General features: G+C 48.6%; 21 protein-coding genes and 2 pseudogenes. 11 read left to right on the forward strand and 12 right to left on the reverse strand.

What is annotated here, in order from left to right; genetic code table 11:
* Positions 1-17: 17 nt before the first annotated feature.
* On the forward strand, positions 18-236 hold the full coding sequence (gene infA / locus P3339_RS12725; RefSeq protein WP_010130378.1) for a translation initiation factor IF-1: 219 nt from the start codon (positions 18-20) through the stop codon (positions 234-236).
* A 92-nt stretch (positions 237-328) separates the two neighbouring features.
* Here infA and clpA read toward each other — a convergent pair whose 3' ends face one another.
* Both clpA and clpS read right to left on the reverse strand, forming a co-directional pair.
* The gene (gene clpA, locus P3339_RS12730; RefSeq protein WP_020415262.1) at positions 329-2,608 is read right to left on the reverse strand and encodes an ATP-dependent Clp protease ATP-binding subunit ClpA; all 2,280 of its coding nucleotides are present in this window, start codon (positions 2,606-2,608) and stop codon (positions 329-331) included.
* 134 nt (positions 2,609-2,742) lie between these two features.
* A complete protein-coding gene (gene clpS / locus P3339_RS12735) occupies positions 2,743-3,123 on the reverse strand; it encodes an ATP-dependent Clp protease adapter ClpS (protein WP_020415261.1) in 381 nt (126 codons plus the stop codon).
* Positions 3,124-3,403: 280 nt separating this feature from the next.
* Between clpS and cspD the strand changes: the two genes are divergently transcribed.
* A complete protein-coding gene (gene cspD, locus P3339_RS12740; RefSeq protein WP_020415260.1) occupies positions 3,404-3,706 on the forward strand; it encodes a cold shock domain-containing protein CspD in 303 nt (100 codons plus the stop codon).
* Positions 3,707-3,812: 106 nt separating this feature from the next.
* Here the strand turns inward: cspD and icd are convergent, their stop codons facing one another.
* On the reverse strand, positions 3,813-5,063 hold the full coding sequence (icd, locus tag P3339_RS12745) for an NADP-dependent isocitrate dehydrogenase (protein WP_020415259.1): 1,251 nt from the start codon (positions 5,061-5,063) through the stop codon (positions 3,813-3,815).
* 149 nt (positions 5,064-5,212) lie between these two features.
* On the opposite strand from icd, the gene P3339_RS12750 reads away from it, so the two are divergent.
* The 6 genes from P3339_RS12750 to P3339_RS12775 all read left to right on the forward strand — a co-directional run bounded on the left by P3339_RS12750 (position 5,213) and on the right by P3339_RS12775 (position 10,816).
* Positions 5,213-5,815 carry a pseudouridine synthase gene (locus P3339_RS12750; RefSeq protein ID WP_282950719.1) on the forward strand — a complete coding sequence of 201 codons (603 nt, stop codon included), beginning with the start codon at positions 5,213-5,215 and terminating at the stop codon, positions 5,813-5,815.
* A 96-nt stretch (positions 5,816-5,911) separates the two neighbouring features.
* The gene (mnmA, locus tag P3339_RS12755; RefSeq protein WP_282953588.1) at positions 5,912-7,057 is read left to right on the forward strand and encodes a tRNA 2-thiouridine(34) synthase MnmA; all 1,146 of its coding nucleotides are present in this window, start codon (positions 5,912-5,914) and stop codon (positions 7,055-7,057) included.
* Positions 7,058-7,066: 9 nt separating this feature from the next.
* Complete coding sequence (gene hflD, locus P3339_RS12760; RefSeq protein WP_020415256.1) at positions 7,067-7,702, forward strand: high frequency lysogenization protein HflD; 636 nt, start codon at positions 7,067-7,069, stop codon at positions 7,700-7,702.
* 15 nt (positions 7,703-7,717) lie between these two features.
* Positions 7,718-9,091 carry an adenylosuccinate lyase gene (purB, locus tag P3339_RS12765; protein WP_282950720.1) on the forward strand — a complete coding sequence of 458 codons (1,374 nt, stop codon included), beginning with the start codon at positions 7,718-7,720 and terminating at the stop codon, positions 9,089-9,091.
* Positions 9,092-9,219: 128 nt separating this feature from the next.
* Positions 9,220-10,374, forward strand: a complete 1,155-nt coding sequence (locus tag P3339_RS12770; RefSeq protein ID WP_282950721.1) for a cupin domain-containing protein — start codon at positions 9,220-9,222, stop codon at positions 10,372-10,374.
* Position 10,375: 1 nt separating this feature from the next.
* Positions 10,376-10,816: a GNAT family N-acetyltransferase gene (locus P3339_RS12775; protein ID WP_020415253.1), complete on the forward strand. Its 441-nt coding sequence runs from the start codon at positions 10,376-10,378 to the stop codon at positions 10,814-10,816.
* Between the two features lie 38 nt (positions 10,817-10,854).
* Here P3339_RS12775 and P3339_RS12780 read toward each other — a convergent pair whose 3' ends face one another.
* From P3339_RS12780 to P3339_RS12795, 4 genes and pseudogenes are all read right to left on the reverse strand, one after another.
* Positions 10,855-11,463 (reverse strand): TMEM175 family protein, encoded by a 609-nt coding sequence (locus P3339_RS12780; protein ID WP_083922847.1) that lies wholly within the window; start codon positions 11,461-11,463, stop codon positions 10,855-10,857.
* Between the two features lie 451 nt (positions 11,464-11,914).
* A complete protein-coding gene (locus P3339_RS12785) occupies positions 11,915-12,535 on the reverse strand; it encodes a flavodoxin family protein (RefSeq protein ID WP_282950722.1) in 621 nt (206 codons plus the stop codon).
* A pseudogene (locus P3339_RS12790) lies at positions 12,532-13,197 on the reverse strand (arylamine N-acetyltransferase family protein); the annotation flags it as partial. The gene P3339_RS12785 and the pseudogene P3339_RS12790, both read right to left, overlap by 4 nt.
* A gap of 58 nt (positions 13,198-13,255) precedes the next feature.
* Entirely contained in the window at positions 13,256-13,417 is a 162-nt protein-coding gene (locus P3339_RS12795) for a hypothetical protein (RefSeq protein WP_282950723.1), read from the reverse strand.
* 196 nt (positions 13,418-13,613) lie between these two features.
* On the opposite strand from P3339_RS12795, the gene P3339_RS23500 reads away from it, so the two are divergent.
* The 3 genes from P3339_RS23500 to P3339_RS12805 all read left to right on the forward strand — a co-directional run bounded on the left by P3339_RS23500 (position 13,614) and on the right by P3339_RS12805 (position 15,871).
* Complete coding sequence (locus tag P3339_RS23500; RefSeq protein WP_502867332.1) at positions 13,614-13,997, forward strand: MBL fold metallo-hydrolase; 384 nt, start codon at positions 13,614-13,616, stop codon at positions 13,995-13,997.
* Positions 13,994-14,560, forward strand: coding sequence for an MBL fold metallo-hydrolase (locus P3339_RS12800; RefSeq protein ID WP_282950724.1), 567 nt, complete (start codon positions 13,994-13,996; stop codon positions 14,558-14,560). The genes P3339_RS23500 and P3339_RS12800 overlap by 4 nt, the downstream gene beginning before the upstream one ends.
* Positions 14,561-14,704: 144 nt before the next feature.
* Positions 14,705-15,871 (forward strand): alpha-hydroxy acid oxidase, encoded by a 1,167-nt coding sequence (locus tag P3339_RS12805; RefSeq protein ID WP_282950725.1) that lies wholly within the window; start codon positions 14,705-14,707, stop codon positions 15,869-15,871.
* Positions 15,872-15,967: 96 nt separating this feature from the next.
* On the opposite strand, the gene P3339_RS12810 is transcribed toward P3339_RS12805, so the two are convergent.
* The 5 genes and pseudogenes from P3339_RS12810 to P3339_RS12825 form a co-directional block, all read right to left on the reverse strand.
* Positions 15,968-16,435: a TolC family protein gene (locus P3339_RS12810; protein ID WP_502867304.1), complete on the reverse strand. Its 468-nt coding sequence runs from the start codon at positions 16,433-16,435 to the stop codon at positions 15,968-15,970.
* Between the two features lie 50 nt (positions 16,436-16,485).
* Positions 16,486-17,493, reverse strand: a pseudogene (locus P3339_RS12815) (efflux transporter outer membrane subunit); the annotation flags it as partial.
* A complete protein-coding gene (locus P3339_RS12820; RefSeq protein ID WP_353056826.1) occupies positions 17,471-18,598 on the reverse strand; it encodes an HlyD family secretion protein in 1,128 nt (375 codons plus the stop codon). The gene P3339_RS12820 and the pseudogene P3339_RS12815, both read right to left, overlap by 23 nt.
* On the reverse strand, positions 18,595-18,834 hold the full coding sequence (locus tag P3339_RS23505; RefSeq protein WP_026305314.1) for a DUF1656 domain-containing protein: 240 nt from the start codon (positions 18,832-18,834) through the stop codon (positions 18,595-18,597). Before P3339_RS23505 ends, P3339_RS12820 begins: the two co-directional genes overlap by 4 nt.
* On the reverse strand, positions 18,825-19,664 hold the full coding sequence (locus tag P3339_RS12825) for a hypothetical protein (protein ID WP_282950727.1): 840 nt from the start codon (positions 19,662-19,664) through the stop codon (positions 18,825-18,827). The genes P3339_RS23505 and P3339_RS12825 overlap by 10 nt, the downstream gene beginning before the upstream one ends.
* Positions 19,665-19,679: the final 15 nt, after the last annotated feature.

Here is a 19,679-nt window from a genome sequence, read left to right on the forward strand (position 1 = left end):
TTGAAGGTTGCTGCCGCATGGCAAAAGACGATTATATTGAAATGGAAGGCGAGGTGATTGACACCCTGCCAAATACCACTTTCCGCGTAAAGCTGGAAAACGGACACGTGGTAATTGCGCACATCTCTGGAAAAATGCGCAAAAACTACATTCGTATCCTCACTGGCGATAAGGTCAAGGTGGAACTCACCCCTTACGACCTGAGCAAGGGCCGCATTACCTACCGCGCCCGTTAAACTGCTCGCCTGGGGAAGTGCCTTAAGGGCCGCTTGTCCAGACAAAAAAAGCCACCGCAAGGTGGCTTTTTTCGGTTGAACCTGAGGTAAAGTCAGGCTGGAACCGCAGTTTTTATCGCCAGCTCATCACCCTCGATAGTGACCGCAACACGCCCACCCTCTTCTGCCAATTCACCGAACAACACAGCTTCGGCCAGGGGCTTGCGCAGCTTGTCACGAATCAGGCGCGACATTGGACGCGCACCCATTTTTTCATCATAACCACGAATTGCCAGCCACTCGCGGGCCTCATCATCTACAGCCAAGGTTACGCGGGAATCATCAAGTTGCGCCTGCAGCTCAACAATAAACTTGTCCACCACCGTCTTCACCACATCCAGCGGCAATGACCCGAACTGGATAATGCTATCCAAGCGATTGCGGAATTCCGGCGTGAACATTTTCTTGATCTCCTCCATGCCGTCGGTGGAGTGATCCTGATTTGAAAAGCCAATAGAACGCCGACTCATCAGCTCAGCACCTGCATTGGTGGTCATGATGAGAATAACGTTGCGGAAATCAGCCTTGCGGCCGTTATTGTCAGTCAGAGTACCGTGATCCATCACCTGCAATAACAGGTTAAACACCTCTGGATGTGCTTTCTCAATTTCATCCAGTAACACAACACTGTGGGGATGCTTGGTCACAGAATCAGTCAGCAGTCCGCCCTGATCAAAACCGACATAGCCCGGCGGAGCACCAATCAGACGGGAAACCGTATGGCGCTCCATATACTCGGACATATCGAAACGAATCAACTCGATTCCCATCACTTTAGCCAACTGGCGACACAGCTCAGTCTTCCCGACACCGGTTGGGCCAGAGAAGAGGAAGGAACCTATGGGCTTCTCCTCCGCACCGAGACCCGCCCTGCTAAGCTTGATCGCCGTACTCAGCGCCTCAATGGCACTATCCTGGCCAAACACAACCATCTTCAGGTTGTCGTCCAATTTGGATAACTGTTCCTTATCCGATGCCGATACGCTCTTGGCTGGAATCCGGGCCATTTTCGCAATCACGGACTCAATTTCACCAACTCCAATTACTTCCTTCCGAGTCTCCGCAGGTAGCAGGGATTGGTAGGCGCCGGCCTCATCAATAACGTCAATTGCTTTATCCGGCAGGAATCGCTCGGTGATATGGCGACTGGAAAGCTGTGCCGCGGCATCCAGGGCCGCATCGGTAAAACGCACCTTGTGGTGGTCTTCGAAACAACTCCGTAACCCCTGCAGGATTTGGATGGTTTCTTCAACCGAAGGCTCACTGACATCAATTTTCTGGAAGCGCCTGGAAAGTGCCCGATCTTTTTCGAAAATCCCACGGTACTCAGTAAATGTCGTTGAGCCTATACAGCGCAGCTGGCCACTGGAAAGCAGTGGCTTAAGCAGATTGGAGGCATCCATCACTCCACCGGAAGCCGCACCCGCACCGATAATCGTGTGAATTTCGTCAATAAACAGTACTGCGTGCTCGCGCTTTTTTAATTCAGCCAACAATGCTTTAAAGCGCTTTTCAAAATCTCCCCGGTATTTTGTCCCGGCCAGAAGGGAGCCAAGATCAAGGGAATAAATAGTGCTGTCTTTGAGCGGTTCAGGAATATCTTCGTCCACTATACGGCGAGCAAGCCCCTCAGCAATGGCGGTCTTACCAACACCAGACTCACCAACAAGCAGCGGATTGTTTTTGCGGCGCCTGGCCAGAACCTGGGTTACCCGTTCCACTTCGGGCCCACGCCCTACCAGGGGGTCAATGCGGCCGAGGATAGCCTCTTGGTTCAGGTTGGTCGCATAACTTTCCAGTGGATCGGAGCCACCTGGCTCTGCACCCCCGCTGATCTCTTCATCAACCTGTTCAGGCGTCGTATCGGAGCCATGGTGGTGATTATTACCACTGGATCCTACGCGGGAAATGCCATGGGTGATGTAATTCACCACATCAATACGAGCAACACTCTGCTGTTTCAGATAGTAAACAGCCTGACTTTCCTGCTCACAAAAAATAGCAACGAGGACATTAGCCCCTGTGACTTCCTTTTTACCGGATGACTGGACATGGAAAACGGCCCTTTGCAGGACCCTCTGGAACCCGAGTGTGGGCTGAGTCTCACGGTCTGTATCAGCCTCTGGGATTAATGGCGTTGTGGAGTCTACGAACTCCAGCAACTCACGTCGCAACGCGCTTAGATCGGCTCCACAGGCATGCAACACATCAGCCGCAGATTCATTGTCCAAAAGCGCCAGCAATAGGTGCTCTACGGTCATGAATTCGTGCCGTTTAGCGCGCGCACCCTTGAACGCCAGATTAAGCGTTACCTCTAAGTCCTTGCTGAGCATCTAAACCTCAAACCCTAATCGCCAATATTTCCCGCCGACTCCGCTGGTAGGCGCGCACCCTTTGCCGGCGTCTATATCCTGGCTGATTCCCTTCAGGTGACGGGACCCTTGTTTAAAAGCAGCTCTATTCAAGATCAATCTTCTTTACTTTCATCCGCCTCAATTTCGCATAACAGGGGGTGCTCATTCTCCTGGGCGAATTGATTGACCTGCGCGGCCTTTGTCTCCGCTATATCCCGAGTATAGACACCGCACACTGCTTTTCCCCGCGTGTGTACTTGCAGCATCAACTGCGTGGCGCGCTCCCGGTTGACTGAAAAAAACAGTTCCAAAGTCTCTACAACAAAGTCCATGGGGGTGTAGTCATCGTTGAGCATAATGACCTTATACATGGGAGGCTGCTTTAACTTGGGTGGCGCCTCCTCCAGTGCAAGCCCGCCATCGGAATCCTCCAAGTCGTAACTGTCTCCCTCTGACATATCGGAGCTTAGTGTAATGATCTGCGGAATACTCATAACAATTATCAATGAATTTTTTAAAGCCTCGATGTTGCAACCTGCGCAACCATCAACAACCTGCCATTGTAACCTTATTTGACCAACGACACAGAGACATCACAGAGTCCACCTGCGTTTCTTGACATTCCCATACCAGTTGACTACAAGAGTTAGTGCCTGCACGTTCACAGCCGTTAATCGCAGATAGGATCGCAGTCGATTAATCCGCAGGTCAAATAAATATAAAAACTCTGTAAGGTGGCCAACTGGTCACTCAGGCAATTAGAGGGAATTCGTTATGCCTACCGGTACCGTGAAGTGGTTCAACAACGCAAAGGGATATGGGTTTATTCTTGCAGATGAAGGAGGGGAGGATCTGTTCGCGCACTATTCCGCCATTCAGATGGAAGGCTACCGAACCCTGAAAGCTGGTCAGCAAGTCACCTTTGATATCGTCAGGGGCGATAAAGGCTACCACGCCGCCAATATTTCTACTGTGCCCTCGGGCGATATGCCCACTGCCAGCAAACCTTCCATTCCAAACTCCGAACCGGCCTATGCCGAGAGCGCGAGAGAAAAGGAAGCGGAGGCTCTCGACTAGCCTTATTGCGGCAAGTTCGCACGCAAAAAAAGGCCCTTCACAGCACAGTGAAGGGCCTTTTTACTATCGGAGCCGAGCCTCACAGCCCGGCATCCAATTTGGCACCTTATGCCATGTGCTTGATAACTTCGTCACCAAACGCAGAACAGGACTTCAGCTCAGCACCGTCCATCAGACGCTCGAAATCGTAGGTTACGGTTTTGGCTTCGATAGCACCTTCCATACCTTTGATTACTAAGTCAGCAGCTTCGTTCCAGCCCAGGTGACGCAGCATCATCTCAGCGGAAAGAATCAGGGAGCCCGGGTTAACCTTGTCCTGGCCAGCGTACTTGGGCGCAGTACCGTGGGTTGCTTCGAACAGGGCAACGTCGTCGGACAGGTTTGCGCCCGGAGCGATACCGATACCACCAACCTGTGCAGCCAGTGCGTCAGACAAGTAGTCGCCGTTCAGGTTCAGGGTAGCAATTACGTCATACTCCGCCGGGCGCAGCAGGATCTGCTGCAGCATAGCGTCAGCAATTACGTCCTTAACAACGATTTCCTTGCCAGTCTTCGGATTCTTGAAGCTGTGCCAGGGGCCGCCGTCCAGCGGCTGAGCGCCAAACTCGTCGCGAGCCAGCTCGTAACCCCAATCAGCGAAGGCACCTTCGGTGAACTTCATGATGTTGCCTTTGTGTACCAGGGTTACAGAATCGCGATCCTGGTCCACAGCGTACTGGATAGCCTTGCGCACGAGACGCTTGGTACCTTCTGCAGAAACCGGCTTAACACCGATACCACAGTTCTCAGGGAAACGGATCTTCTTAACACCCATCTCGTCCTGCAGGAACTTGATAACTTTCTTAGCTTCGTCAGTGTCAGCTTTCCACTCGATACCAGCGTAGATATCTTCGGAGTTTTCACGGAAGATAACCATGTCTACCTTGTTCGGCTCTTTAACCGGAGAAGGTACACCGCTGAACCAGCGCACCGGGCGCTGACATACGTACAGATCCAGCTCCTGACGCAGGGCAACGTTCAGGGAACGGAAACCTCCACCTACTGGAGTGGTCAGAGGGCCTTTAATGCTAACAACGTAGTCTTTGATCGCTTCGAGGGTTTCAGCCGGGAACCAGTCGCCAGCGTAAGTCTCTGCCGCTTTCTCACCGCAGTAGATTTCCATCCACTCGATTTTCTTTTCGCCGCCGAAAGCTTTTTCTACAGACGCGTCGATCACCTTGCGCATTACCGGGGTGATATCCACACCGATGCCGTCACCCTCGATGAAAGGAATAACCGGGCGATTCGGAACATTCAGCGAACCGTCGGAATTGACTGTAACTTTTTCGCCGTCTGCCGGCACTTGGATATGACCCATATTGCGTAAACTCCCAAAATTCTATGACTTTTTAGGTCCAGCGTTGCTTGCACCGCTCCCCCGGGACCATTGGGCGGGGATAAAAAACGGCGGGATTATAGCAGCCTCGGTTAATTTTTGTAGTTGGATTACAATACTCAATTTTTCTTATGGCAAAGATTATTCTCCTCAACAAGCCTTTTGGCGTATTAAGCCAATTTACAGATGATCAGGATCGCGCCACTCTGGCTAACTATATCCAGCACAAGGGATTCTATGCGGCGGGCCGCCTGGACTACGATTCTGAAGGTTTACTACTGCTGACTGATGATGGAGCGCTACAACATCAAATCAGCCACCCCAAGCGGAAGATGCCCAAGACCTATTGGGCCCAGGTGGAGGGTGAAATTACTGATGATGCTCTTTATATGCTCAGGCAAGGGGTAGACCTGAAGGATGGCCGAACCGCACCGGCCAAGGCCAGGCGCCTGCCTGATAGGGAGCCCTGGCCCCGCACACCGCCAATTCGCGAACGCAAGTCGATTCCAACCAGCTGGCTGGAGCTGACTATTTCCGAGGGGCGGAATCGCCAGGTAAGGCGGATGACTGCAGCGGTCGGCTTCCCTACCCTGCGGCTAATCCGGGTGGCGATAGGCCGCTGGAAGCTCGACTCATTAAAGCCTGGCGAGTATCGAACAGAAGAGGTTTTTGGCGCCCCCAAACCCCGAACAAAACCAGCACTCAACCGCAATCGACCGCGCCGAAAGCGATAATCTATAACGGAAGATCAAAGCGGTCTTGGTCAAATGGGGCGTTCGCAGGTAAAATTCGCCCCCTTTCATGCCAGTGAAGTAGTGACTGTTCTTCTTATGCCTGATTCCACCCTCAACAAACAGCCAAAGCGCATCATCGTCGGTATGTCCGGCGGTGTGGATTCCTCTGTAGCCGCACACCTGCTGATCCAGCAGGGCTACCAGGTGGAAGGCCTGTTCATGAAAAACTGGGATGAAGATGACGGCACAGAATACTGCACCGCCAAGGCTGACCTGGCGGATGCCCAGGCAGTCTGTGAAAAGCTTGGTATCAAATTACATACCGCTAACTTTGCCGCAGAGTACTGGGACCACGTATTCGAATATTTCCTGGCAGAGTATAAAGAAGGACGCACCCCCAACCCGGATATCCTTTGTAACCGGGAGATCAAATTTAAGGTTTTCCTTGAATATGCCGAGGTTCTCGGGGCTGATGCGATTGCTACCGGGCACTACACTCGCCGCCGTGATATAGATGGCCGCACCTATCTACTCAAAGGACTCGATGGCAATAAGGATCAAAGCTATTTCCTGCACGCCGTTGGAGAAGAAGAGTTTGCCCGCTCCCTTTTTCCGCTGGGGGAGCTGGAGAAACCGGAAGTCCGACGTATTGCCGAGGAAAATGGCTTTATTACTCACAATAAAAAGGACAGCACCGGTATCTGTTTTATCGGTGAGCGTCGCTTCAAGGACTTTCTTGAGCAATATCTGCCCGCACAACCCGGGGATATGGAAACGCCGGAAGGTGAAACAATGGGGCGTCATGCGGGCCTGATGTACCACACCATTGGCCAGCGCCAAGGCCTGGGTATCGGCGGCGTAAAAGGCGCCGGTGAAGAACCCTGGTATGTTGTGGGTAAGGACCTGGAGCGCAATGTATTAATTGTCGCACAAGGCGCACATCATCCCCTGCTATACGCAACTGGCTTAGAGGCTAGCCAGACGCACTGGATTAACGCAGCCGCACCAGGTGAAACATTCCGCTGCCAGGCTAAAACCCGCTACCGCCAACCAGACCAGGACTGCACAGTGCATGTACAGGAAAATGGGAGCTTGGTCGTAGCGTTTGATGAGCCACAGCGTGCCATCACGCCAGGCCAATCCCTGGTACTGTATGATGGCGAGGTTTGCCTCGGTGGCGCGGTTATTGAGCGAGCCACAGGCATCGGCTCCGCCATACTGGAAAAATACAAGAAGCACTAAGGAGCAATTTTGAATAACTGGCGGGATCAGGCATTGGCACTGGCCGGAATTTTTCAATCCGCAACTCTGGTGGAGCGCCTTGCCAAAACTGGCACGGCGCCCCAGGCGCAACTGGAAACGGGGGTGTACAGCCTCTTCCAGATTAACCCCGACCGCACTGAGGATATTTTTGCAGGGGCAAAGCACCTGCTGCCCGGCCTTAAGGTCTCCAAACAAATATTGCAGTCCCGGCAACATCCCGAGTACACAGATTGCCTGCGCTACACACTCTCCGTCCTCTACTTGCAACGACAATTGAGCAAGAAAAAGGACCTGCTTTCCGTTATCGGCAGCCGCCTGGAGAAAGCCAAGGGTCAAGCCGAACACTTTTCACTGACGCACGAAAATATCTTTTCCAATCTGGCCAGCACCTATAGTGACACCCTCGGCACCTTCCGCTTTCGTATTCAGGTTCTCGGCGATTTTAACTACCTGCAACAGCAACGTATCGCCAATCAAATTCGCTCAATGCTGTTTGCCGGTGTTCGCTCGGCGACACTATGGCGACAGCTGGGTGGGCGTCGCCTGCACCTGTTGTTCCAACGCAAAAAGCTTTTGCGTGCGACCGACGAATGGATCGCACATATCGAATCTATAGAACACTAATCCCGGAGATTTACTATGACAGTTGAGCTTTCCGCACTCACAGCGGTATCCCCAATTGATGGTCGCTACGAGAGCAAGACTGCCCCCCTGCGTGAAATTTTCAGTGAATACGGCCTGATCCGCGCCCGCGTTGAAGTGGAAGTACGCTGGCTGCAAAAACTTTCCGCACATAAAGAGATCGCCGAAGTTGAGCAGTTTGACGAAGCTGCCAACATGCTGCTCGATAGCATTGTGGCCGACTTCTCCCTGGAAGATGCTGAGCGCATCAAGGAAATCGAGCGCACCACCAACCACGATGTAAAAGCGGTTGAATACTTCCTCAAGGATAAAATCAGCAGCAATGCCCAGCTGGCAACAGTGAGCGAATTCGTACACTTTGCCTGCACCTCTGAGGACATCAACAACCTGTCCCACGCCCTGATGCTTCGCGCCGGTCGCGACAACGTCATGTTGCCTGCGATGGAAGCCCTGATTGACGCTATCGTAGACCTGGCCCAGGACTTTGCCGACGTACCCATGCTGTCCCGTACTCACGGCCAGACAGCCAGCCCGTCTACTGTTGGTAAAGAACTTGCCAACGTGGCCGCGCGCTTGCGCCGCCAGGTAGCACAGATTAAAGCGGTACCGCTACTGGGTAAAATTAACGGCGCGGTAGGTAATTACAACGCTCACCTGTCCGCCTATCCCAATATTGATTGGGAGCAAAATGCTGAAGAATTCATTTCTTCCCTGGGCCTTACCTGGAACCCCTACACCACCCAGATCGAGCCCCACGACTACATTGCTGAGCTGTTCGACGCTGTTGCCCGCTTTAACACCATCCTGATCGATTTTGACCGCGATGTGTGGGGCTATATCTCCCTGGGTTACTTCAAGCAAAAAGTCGTTGCCGGTGAAGTTGGCTCCTCCACCATGCCGCACAAAGTTAACCCCATTGACTTCGAAAACTCCGAAGGCAACCTGGGTATCGCCAACGCCGTATTCCAGCACCTGGCAGCCAAACTTCCAGTATCCCGCTGGCAGCGCGACCTGACAGACTCCACCGTACTGCGCAATATGGGGGTGGGTGCGGGCTATTCCGCCATTGCCTATGCCGCCACCATGAAAGGCCTGAGCAAACTGGAAATCAACCGCGAGCGCCTGGCGGAAGACCTGGATAATTCATGGGAAGTATTGGCAGAGCCGATCCAAACGGTTATGCGTCGCTACAACATTGAAGAGCCTTACGAGAAACTGAAGGCCCTCACCCGTGGCCAGGGTATCACCCGTGAAACCCTGAAAGTATTTATCGAGAACCTGGAGATTCCCGCAGAGGCCAAGAGCGATCTGCTGGAAATGACTCCGGCATCCTATATCGGTAACGCCGTGGAACAGGCTCGTAAAATTTAAACGAGTCCGGCTACCAGCCGCACCTGGTGCGGCTGGTCATCTTTAAAAAATACAACAGTACGCTGGATAGTTTCCGAGCCTCAGAATATCCAGACACAAACCCCAGCCTTCTGACAGTGAGAGTTACCGTGGCCAGCCCCCTTACCCATCTTGGCGACATGCCCATCGAAGTTTTTATGCGTGACTATTGGCAGCAGAAACCCCTGCTGATACGCAATGCTTTCGCCAATTTTGAGTCGCCCATTTCCGGGGAAGAACTCGCAGGTATGGCCCTGGAGGAAGCGGTCGAATCTCGCTTGGTATTGGAGAATGGCAAGAGCAGTCCCTGGGAGCTGCGCACAGGTCCATTCACTGAAGAAGATTTTCTTTCCCTCCCTAAAACCCACTGGACCCTGCTGGTACAAGCTGTCGATCAGTGGATGTCAGAAATTGCTGAACTGAAAGATTTCTTCCGCTTTATCCCCGACTGGCGCCTGGATGATGTGATGATCAGTTATGCCGCCGATAAGGGCAGCGTTGGTCCCCACTACGATCACTACGATGTGTTTCTTCTCCAGGCCGAAGGCAAGCGTTTGTGGCAACAAGGCCCCAAGGTGGATGAAAGCAATCCTCGCCTTGAAGGAACGTCCCTCAATATCCTGAAAGAATTCGAAGCAGAAAACAGCTGGGTACTAGAGCCCGGCGATATGCTTTACTTGCCGCCCCAATACAGCCACTGGGGAATAGCCGAAGGCGGATGCACCACAATCTCCATTGGTTTCCGCGCCCCTTCCGCCGCCGCGATCCTCGAAGATCTCGCCGCTGAAATCGCTATGGATTTACCGGACAGCCAGCGCTACACCGATGCCGGTGCTGAAGTGGCGAAAAACCCAGCGGAAATTGATCCCGCCTCTGTTGCCCGCCTGCAACAACAGCTCGGCGAGTGGCTGCAGCAACCGGAAAAAATCGCCCAGTGGTTTGGCGCGGTTATGACTGAAGCAAAATACCCGGACACAGTGGCATTGGATGCAGATGACGCAGTAGATTGGCGCGAGCAGATGCCCAAGGGAGTACAACTGGTATTAAACCCCGCCTCCCGCGCTGCCTTTTGCCGCGAACCAGCCACTTTGTTTGTTGATGGTGAGGCCTTCCCCTGCCCACTGGTATTTGCCGAACAGTTCGCTGACTCCCATGAAGTAACCTGGAATGATATCGAAGCTTTCCCGGAAATAGCCGAAGTCAGCGGCCTTCTCGATCAACTGGTTGCACAGGGCACATTGATCTATCCACCTGAGGACTTCTGAAATGGACACTCTCATTCGCCCAGCTGAATGGAATAGTGAAAGGGAGAGAATTCGGGCAATTCGAGAAGCCGTATTTGTGCGAGAACAAAATGTTCCCATGGAATTGGAGTGGGATGATCAAGAAGAAAGCGCACAACACTTCCTGGTTTTTCGTACAGGCATTCCAGTTGGCACTGGTCGGTTGACAACAGATGGTAAGATTGGCCGCATGGCGATTAGCAAAGCTGCCCGTGGCCTGGGACTCGGTGCTCAACTACTAATAGCAATCTGTAATCATGCTAAACAGCATGGTTATCGCAAAGTCTACCTTCACGCCCAACAACATGCCAAAGGCTTTTATGCTAAAGCTGGTTTTACAACGGAGGGGCCTGTTTTTTATGAAGCCGGAATCCCTCATATTAAAATGTTGCAAGAGTTCGGCTGCCCCTTACAAAAGAGTTAACCGTAGTATTACACTGTACAGGCCTTTCCCATCAGAGACTAATCAGCCTCGACAAAGACATAACGCTCCATTAGGTAAGCTAATGGAGCTATACCCACAACGTACGTTATCCAAAGCGCCAATCCCCAATAGGGATTAAAGATTGTTAAGAGACATGCCAAAATGCTGGTCAGCAACATGACCATGCTCACTAATAGCACCCTTTTCCCACTCACACTCGCTCTATTTGGAGCAATAAACCACATTCCTGCAATTGCCAGCGCAGCAACTGCGTAACTGATGGACAATAAAATTACCGACCAGGCTTGATCTGGATACTCTCCCAACAAAGCCGATGGAAAAGGAATAAAAGCAACCGCACCAAGTAATAGAAAGTTAAGGCTGGTAAAGCCCACAGACTTAGACTCATGATCAGCCATCAAGTGATTGTGGTTGAGCCATAAACGACAAAGGATTGCAACACTCAATAGCCAGGAAAATATATGAGGAATCTGTTGCTGCATTTTGGTTTGAAAATCCTCGCCCGGCTTAATATCTACCAAGTCAGGAATTTGAATGTTAAACACCAGCAGGGTCATGGCGATAGCAAAAACGCCATCACTGAGTGCATTGATACGACTAGACAAAAAGGACTTGTGTTGCATCATTTCTATCGCGCAAAGCTAGCTATTACTAAGTTAAGTCCAAACCCTTCTTTTAGCCGCTGCTAGCGCAAATAGTCGCCCTTTGTTCGCTATATAACTTCAACCTTACCTTCTGATTACCGAATACTCGGATCTTTAAATTAATTAGTTAAAATATATGATAACGACTTTGTAAGTGTATAGTTTTTACATTTACTGTTGGCTAAATATGCAGTCCCCAAGCTGTATTCAAAAGATAAAAGACTTGATGCTAATGCTATTGGTGGGTCAATCGATTCCCAGCCCTTTCGCTGCGGGAGAAGCATCCCGCAGCGAAAGGTTGCTGTTCACTTGCAATTGCATATGGCGCCACAGGTATTTACGAACCCTTCGCACTTGGTAGGTCGATAGATGAGTAACAAGTAGCCAAAATTCAAGCACTACTCCCAGGAGAAGACTGCCAAATTAATTGGCTCTAAACTCTCTCCACCTCCTCTCTTTGCAGGGTAGCGACCGTAGAAATACTGGCGGTATAATTTCCTCTAGAGACAACACGCCCGACCCGCTCTCCCAAATATACTGCAGTTAGCCGATCCAGCTCATGAATACCACCCCCACTCTCCTCTACGGCAATCAAACCCAACTGGCAACCACCTCGATTTCTCCCCTGTATATCCCGACTAGGTAAGATATCGAGAGGGACCCAGAGCATTCCCATTTGGGAGGAAAATATCTGCAGGGCCTGGATGGTATTAAGCTGATCTCCACTGTAGTTGCTGCCAATAGTAAATCCCGCAGCCAACTTGTCCGCCCATTTAAGCTCACTGTAACGATCACTGGCAGCATCTATAAATGACTTAAATTGCGCTGAAACATTCCCCATAAAAGTTGGCGAACCCAGCACAATCGCCTCACACTCGTCCAACTGAGCCATTATTCTTTGGTTATCGAAGCGCCCTGCCCGTATATGCTGTCCCTCAACAGCCAAGGCTATCCCCTCACACCCGGTTAGATTATTAACCCCCTTTACAACAGCTTCTGCGAGTGCCTTGGTAGTGCCGCAAACTGAATGGTAAACAACTCCCACCTTAATCATGAGGCTACTCTGCTGATTGTTGCACCGACGTTTTTTGTACCTTGATGGAAAGACTGCCCCTGAAAAATACTGGCCAGCCTCCGATCAACTTCGGCACCTGTCGGCACCTCAATACCAAATACATCCAACAAAGTTCGGCGAAGCTCCTTAACATTGGCGAGCATTATTACGCTTTTGGGGCCAATAATCGGCTGGTAGCTCAATTGACGATTGATCAAAGCATGTCGCCCCTCGGAAAATGCCCGCGCTGCAATCAAGTGTTCTACAAAGCGGGATTCCGGGTGGGTGCAGCAATACCAATTGGCGATTTTATAATCACCAGCCGTACGGGGACTCAAATCAAAGCTATACATAGCTTGCCAAACCCCCTCGACCTTTACCTGTAACAGGTAATCTCTATTATCTGTTCGGGTCAAACGATAAGTGCCGTGGGGAGTAGTCTGGAGATCTGTGGAATCCAAACGCATCGGCGCAGTGAGTGTATTACTGCCAAACCCTGCATCCAACAAGTAAGGGACTTCATCTACTTCTACCAACAGTATCATGTGTGATTGTGCAGGTTGATGTCCCACTGGGGTTTGCCAAAGGACACGCGCGGCAAGGCCGATAACTGCAAAGCCTATCTGCTGCAAAGCAGCGCGCAAGAGAGCATTCTGCTCGAAACAGTATCCCCCCTCAAGTGGCGTACGAGCTTATCCTCGATAGCGGAAATTTCAATATCTACTGCCCCCCTAAAAAAGATGTCACATTCTCAAAAGGAATTGTCCGCACATGATGGGATAAGAGACCCTTGAGCGTCGGTAAATCAACAGCAGGCATGCGGTTATAGCCGATACGCTCCAAGTAACCTCGCAAGTTGATTCTTTGTGTTTCTGCGGTCATTTGTCTCATTTCCTCTTTGCCAATCAATTTTGCAAAGTAGTTTAATACCTCAACTTTACTTTAGGTCAACACCGATTACCCAGCTTCTTGGTTACTGTGATATCGCCAAATATACTAACTATGATTCCCTCTTCCCGACTTGACATCGTGTGTATGATTGGGGGGCAACAACAGAGGTAAATGCTCATTGGAACTATTGTTTTTGGGTACATCGTCCGGTACTCCCACAAAGGACAGAAACGTAAGCGCTGTCGCATTAATAGAAAGTCAAGGTAAAAGCTGGTACCTGATCGACTGCGGTGAGGGAACTCAACATCAAATCCTTCATACTCCCCTGTCCTTAAACTCTCTAAGCGCAATTTTCATCACCCATGTCCATGGTGATCATTGCTATGGACTACCAGGACTATTGGCAAGTGCGGGGATGCAAGGCAGAGCTAAACCACTGACTGTAGTAGCACCAAAGGCTATACGTGACTGGCTTATATCTACGCAGGCATGCACTGAACTCTACCTACCATTTGAGTTGAATTTTTTCCTTCGGAGAAATTACCTACCTTGGACCAAGGACAGTTTATGATTTCCCTGACTAAACTTTCCCACAGGGTGCCCTCGTACGCTTACAGTTTTACCGAGAGAAAAATACGGGCTTCCTTAGATATCGAAAAATTGTGTCTAGCAGGCATCCCCCAAGGGCCCTTATGGGGCAAACTGAGAGCCGGAATTAATATTATCTATAATGGCCGGGAATACTCTTCTACAGAGTTTCTTCACCGAAAGCAAAAGCCAAGAAAAATTGTGATCTGTGGAGATAATGACAGCCCAGAATTGTTAAAAAAAGCCTGCGTAGAGTGTGACCTTCTCGTTCATGAGTCTACTTTTACTGATGATATGGCTGAAAAAGCTGTAAAGGTCGGACACAGCTGTGCCAAGCAGGTGGCATCTTTTGCAGAGCAAGCAACTGTACCCAACCTGATTTTGACCCATTTCAGTCCGCGATACCAATCAAGAGCTGATATAACTCCCTCAATTAATGACATATACCTCGAAGCTCAATCTGTATACAGAGGCAATCTACAGCTAGCTTCTGACTTTAAACGGTTCGAGTTAGATAAAACTGGAAAACTGAGGTCGCACATTTAAAGTTATGCTCTATGTTTTCACCGAAAGCAGAACAGGAAGCCTGGATACAATTAATACTCTCCAAGATTCCTGCAATTCAATAAGAACTAATACTTCACACTTCAACTGCTAACCTGAAGGAAATAACCGGGCAGGAAATACCAAATGGTACAAATCAATGAACTATTTAATCGGCACTTCGCAAGCAGCCAAAGATTAAGGAAGAAAGCTAAAAAGAAAATTCCGAAGTTTGCCTATGACTACCTCACTGAAGGCTGTATGGATGATATAGGCCTTAGCCGAAATCGAATTCCCTTTAAATCTGTCGAATTCACACCGCAATACATCAAGCGGCCGACTGAGCCGGATATAAGCTGCAAACTGTTTGATTACCATTACAGCGCACCATTTGGAATTGCACCCGTAGGTCTCCAGGGACTAATGTGGCCAGATGCTCCTGTCATACTGGCAGATGCTGCCTATAGACATGAAATTCCTTACATTCTCAGTACCGTATCCTCTGAATCACTAGAACGCATAGCGGAAGTAACCCAGGGAATGGCGTGGTACCAACTATATAATCCCACTGAACCTTCCATCCTAACCGATCTTCTCAAGCGCTTGGAGAGAGCTCAATATCAAAATCTAGCAATTACCGTTGATGTACCCACCTTCGGTTTAAGGCCGCGGGACTTCTACAATGGTCTTGCTATGCCTCCAAAGCTTACACTAAAAAACATCTATCAAGCAGCCATCCGGCCTCATTGGAGTTTAGCCACTCTCGTGCACGGGCTGCCCCAGTTCAAGAACCTTACTCCATATATGAGCAAAGAGAGCAAGAAATTGGAACTCACTGAGTTTATGAATACAGCTACTATGGGGCCACTGGATTTTGACAGTTTAAAAAGTATTCGAGATCGTTGGCCACACAAACTAATCATCAAAGGTATTATGAGCAAACCCGATGTTGATAAAGCAATCGCATTAGGTGCCGATGGAGTGATTATTTCGAATCATGGCGCACGTCAACTAGACCAAGGAGAAGCTACATTACCCTTAGTTCAGGAGCTTAAAACGACATACCAGAGTAAGATTCCACTTCTTATAGACAGTGGGCTTAGGTCGGGCGCAGATGTAGCAAGTGCCCTTTCTCTTGGAGCACAATTCAGCTTTCTGGGTCGTTTTTTTATGTACAGTGTTTGTGCACTAGGTAAAGAGGGAGCAGATCATGCAATTTACCTATTGAAAGCACAGCTAACACAGATAATGCAACAGGTCGGAGCAAAAAAAATCTCAGAACTACCCGGAAAAGCCAAGCTTAAAAATTTCTAAATTAATAATCAAGAATACATATCTTATATTTTAAAGTTAGTGAGCCCATTCTCAATTGAATAATCAAACAACTGAATCTGGATTAATAGTAATGAGTTAATCTAAAAGCTTATCCCAGTAATGAGTACGTCTAAGCATATCCTCTATAGTTTCCTCTGGTAGTAATTCTAAAGGCATAAGTCCATCATTTATTTGCCACCCTCCCCCAAGAGACAAATATACCTGCACCAGACTTGTTGCCACTGCACCCTGTGCGACAACAAGTATATCCTGCTGATTAAGGTTGGAAACCAAGGTTGTAATGACCGTATTAAATTCTATTTCTCCACCTATATATTGTGTAAATGAGAGGTCTACAGATTCCCTCGATGCCTGAGCAGCCGTTTCATAGAAAACCTGTTGCTCTTGTGATTTAAGATAAGCAACTATTGCATTTTCTACATCCACCTGCGCTTGTAAAACAACTTGTTGGTAGTCTGAAACAAGCTGTTGGAAGGTTGCATCCTGTAAGCGGACATTATTACGCAGTCGTCCATAATTAAAGATATTCCAATCAAATTCCAAAAATATATCCCATGCATCGCTACTACCATTAAGCTGCCCCCTCTGATATCGATCGCTCCGATCAACCCCCCAATCGAAAAGTTTGGGTAAAGCTCAGCTCTCGCAACCCCAATCAGTTCCCCCTGAGCAGCAAGTAGGCGCTCTGCCTGTCGGATATCCGGGCGCTGCCTTAAGAGATCTTGAGGCATACCAATAGCTGTGATTGCGGGTACATGAGGTACCGTTGGCGATACGGAAAGTATATCGTTCAGACTATGCGGAGGCATACCAAGCAGTATTGCCAAGGTATTTTTTAGTTGCTGGAGAATAATTTCCAATCCGGGAACAGTAGCTTCTGTATTACTCAGTAAAGTTTGTGCTTGTTCAGCATCCAATGCACTAACTTCACCTGCTTGAAATTTCACTTCCGCAATTCTTAAACCTTCTCTCTGTATACGAATATTTTCTCTTGCTACTTCAATTCGACGCTTGACGGTGCGTATATTGATATATGTCTGAGCTACTTGCGCAATGATAGAAATGAGTAGCCCATCATATTCAGCCATACTAGCTTCAAGATCCGCTGCAGCCGAGTTCACCAAACGCCTCAGCTGCCCCCACATATCCAATTCCCAAGTTAAATTAAAGTTAAGATAATATTCACTTTGTAGGTTTCCAGTTATTCCCGAGCGAACGTATTTTGAACGATCCACAAGCCCTTCAATTTGCTGTATTTGTGGATATTGATCTCCAATTGCGATAGCCAAAAGCTGTTGCGCTTGCAGTGCCCTGAGAGCAGCAGATCTTAACTCCAGATTATTTTCTATTGCTTGGGCTACAAGCTCATCCAGTACCGGGTCAGAGAAAGCCGATTGCCACCAAAAGGGATTGACCGCCTCCAGGATATCTAGGCGTTTATCATTTTGGTAAACCCATGAATCCTCAATGGTCACGGGAGGTGGTACATAGTCTGGGCCCAGCATACAGCCGCTGCCAATAAATAGATGAATAATGCCCAAAGCCAATCGTTGGCCTATAGAGCTTATATAGCTGGAGTTATGGAGAGTGCGCCGCTTCATCTTGTTCGGCGCTCGCAGTATCGCTCAATATGAGCACTGAACTGGTAAACCCAACACGAAGATCAACAGACTCAGGCCTTTCCGTTAAGTGAACTCTCACAGGAATCCGCTGTGCTAGACGAATCCATTCAAATGTTGGGTTTACCCTTGGCAGCAAGTCATTACCAGCAGTTCCATCATCCTGCGCTATCCCCCAGCCAATACTCTCTACATAACCCTTGAGGGGCCTATGGGGATAAGCCATCAATGTTACAATTGCCTTATCCCCTGGCGAAATTCGACGGATAAAGGTCTCTCGAAAATAGCCCTCTATTCGGTAAGTACTAACATCTACTATTGATAGTGCCGGTTGGTTCGCTACAGCTTGATCACCATAGCGAAAGTCCAGATTTGTTACATAACCTGAAACTGGCGCAGTAACAGTTGTGTACTCAAGATTGAGTTCAGCTTGTCGCACCATCGCAAGAGCTGCACGCACACCTGGATTATCCGCTCCAAGAGCACCAAGTTGCGCCCGGACTCTCGCCAAATCTGCCTGTGACTGCTCTAAAACAGCTAAGGACTCAGCGAGGCTGGCCTCTGCACCCGCACGATACTCCACAGAGGATTCATAATCAGCTTGCGCAGCCTGAAGGGACCGCACTGAAGTGGCACGTTGAGGAAGTAATTCCTGTTGACGCTCAAACTCTGCTCTGGATTTCATGATTTCCGCATCCAGAGCATTGATATTACTCTGAGCCAGGTCTATTGCTGCAGAGGATTCCCGCAGTCTGGCTTCATAAGCCAGAATATTTTCCCTTTGTGCGTTATAGGTATCAATTGCCTCTTCATATTGAGCCCGGGCTTCCGCCAAGGCAGCCTCATAGATTCTTGGATCTATTTGGAATAGGAGCTCGCCTGCATTGACAAACTGGTTATCTCGAATTGGTAATTCTACTACTTGACCAGAAACTCTGGGAGTAACCTGAATTATATCCGCTTGGACTTTCCCATCTCTTGTCCACGGATTATTAACGTATTTCCAGAACTGGAGAACCAACGAAAATAGAGCAAGGAAAACCATACCTCCCGTCAGTATGTATTTTCTATGCTTTTTCACCCTCATATACCCACAAATACCGACCCAATAAAGACTGAGTAAATTATGCTTAACGAAATAACTACAATTGGCGGATTTGCAAAGTATCTAGAGAGACGATAACGATCCAGAACCCTAGCAGTAAGTAATGCCGCCATAACTCCAAGTACGCCTGCAACCAGAACAGGAGAAATAAAAAACCCACCTATAGATACATCGTGAGGTACCTTTTCCATACTTTTACCTATTCGGTTCAGAGGCATCTCTCTTCACAGAAGTATTTCCAGTCCACTGATTCTGACAAACGAAAAAATTCAGCCAGATAGTTATTAATACAATGCGTAACACCCAAAAAATACAAGAAATTAGACACTCCTTCTTTTGACTGTTCGCTACACTCTCTAAGCTCCATTAGTTCGCCGACATCGACGTTGGCCCTATCAAATATCCGCCTATACCCTCTCTTTAATGAGTCGATATGAATCCTTCGTTTTCTACCTGACAAATAAAAAAATATTTTTCCTGCTAGACACCGCCATATGAATGCTTCTCGGAGCATTCTTTTTGTCGCCACTAAATTCATTTTTGACCTATCAATTCCATATAAAATTTTTACTTGATTGGCGACCAGCATAAGCAAATCAATAATCCTCCGCATTTGATCAGTAGACATACCCTTAATAGCCTTTTCATTGATTCCCTCTTTCCAATAGAGGATATTCTTATGTGAAATCATAACGATATTAAGATGATATAAGACATATAGCCGATGGAATATCGACCGATCTTTTAAACGTTGTATATCGCCCTCAACCACGAGACGAGCAGCACTATCAAGAAGCCTATCTATATTTTTCTTGAAGTTTCTTTCTGGGTGTGAGGAAAAGGGAATATTTCTTGATATAGCTAGTATGCAAAAAATTATCGCCAAGACAAATATATAGTTTGTATATACAACAAAACTATAAACTTGATCATTATTAAAATTGAATATGATCTGCGGAAAAATAAGAACCAAAGTCCTTATCATAGATTGAGCGCCAAAATACTTATTCGCAAAGTAAGAGATAACAAAAGTCCAGACAAAGATCATCGACCCCAAAGCATA

Origin of the sequence: Microbulbifer sp. MLAF003, assembly GCF_030012965.1 — a bacterium.
In the GTDB taxonomy this organism is placed as follows: Bacteria; Pseudomonadota; Gammaproteobacteria; order Pseudomonadales; family Cellvibrionaceae; genus Microbulbifer; species Microbulbifer variabilis.

Bases quoted from the DNA above. Each gene is read 5' to 3' on its own strand.
- clpS (WP_020415261.1), bottom strand. From the start codon at position 3,123: ATGAGTATTCCGCAGATCATTACACTAAGCTCCGATATGTCAGAGGGA.
- P3339_RS12750 (WP_282950719.1), top strand. From the start codon at position 5,213: ATGGCAAAGATTATTCTCCTCAACAAGCCTTTTGGCGTATTAAGCCAA.
- P3339_RS12820 (WP_353056826.1), bottom strand. From the start codon at position 18,598: ATGAGGGTGAAAAAGCATAGAAAATACATACTGACGGGAGGTATGGTT.
- P3339_RS12825 (WP_282950727.1), bottom strand. From the start codon at position 19,664: ATGATCTTTGTCTGGACTTTTGTTATCTCTTACTTTGCGAATAAGTAT.
- infA (WP_010130378.1), top strand. From the start codon at position 18: ATGGCAAAAGACGATTATATTGAAATGGAAGGCGAGGTGATTGACACC.
- P3339_RS12785 (WP_282950722.1), bottom strand. From the start codon at position 12,535: ATGATTAAGGTGGGAGTTGTTTACCATTCAGTTTGCGGCACTACCAAG.
- P3339_RS12800 (WP_282950724.1), top strand. From the start codon at position 13,994: ATGATTTCCCTGACTAAACTTTCCCACAGGGTGCCCTCGTACGCTTAC.
- P3339_RS12775 (WP_020415253.1), top strand. From the start codon at position 10,376: ATGGACACTCTCATTCGCCCAGCTGAATGGAATAGTGAAAGGGAGAGA.
- icd (WP_020415259.1), bottom strand. From the start codon at position 5,063: ATGGGTCATATCCAAGTGCCGGCAGACGGCGAAAAAGTTACAGTCAAT.
- P3339_RS12795 (WP_282950723.1), bottom strand. From the start codon at position 13,417: ATGACCGCAGAAACACAAAGAATCAACTTGCGAGGTTACTTGGAGCGT.
- cspD (WP_020415260.1), top strand. From the start codon at position 3,404: ATGCCTACCGGTACCGTGAAGTGGTTCAACAACGCAAAGGGATATGGG.
- clpA (WP_020415262.1), bottom strand. From the start codon at position 2,608: ATGCTCAGCAAGGACTTAGAGGTAACGCTTAATCTGGCGTTCAAGGGT.
- P3339_RS23505 (WP_026305314.1), bottom strand. From the start codon at position 18,834: ATGCCTCTGAACCGAATAGGTAAAAGTATGGAAAAGGTACCTCACGAT.
- P3339_RS12805 (WP_282950725.1), top strand. From the start codon at position 14,705: ATGGTACAAATCAATGAACTATTTAATCGGCACTTCGCAAGCAGCCAA.
- mnmA (WP_282953588.1), top strand. From the start codon at position 5,912: ATGCCTGATTCCACCCTCAACAAACAGCCAAAGCGCATCATCGTCGGT.
- purB (WP_282950720.1), top strand. From the start codon at position 7,718: ATGACAGTTGAGCTTTCCGCACTCACAGCGGTATCCCCAATTGATGGT.
- P3339_RS12780 (WP_083922847.1), bottom strand. From the start codon at position 11,463: ATGATGCAACACAAGTCCTTTTTGTCTAGTCGTATCAATGCACTCAGT.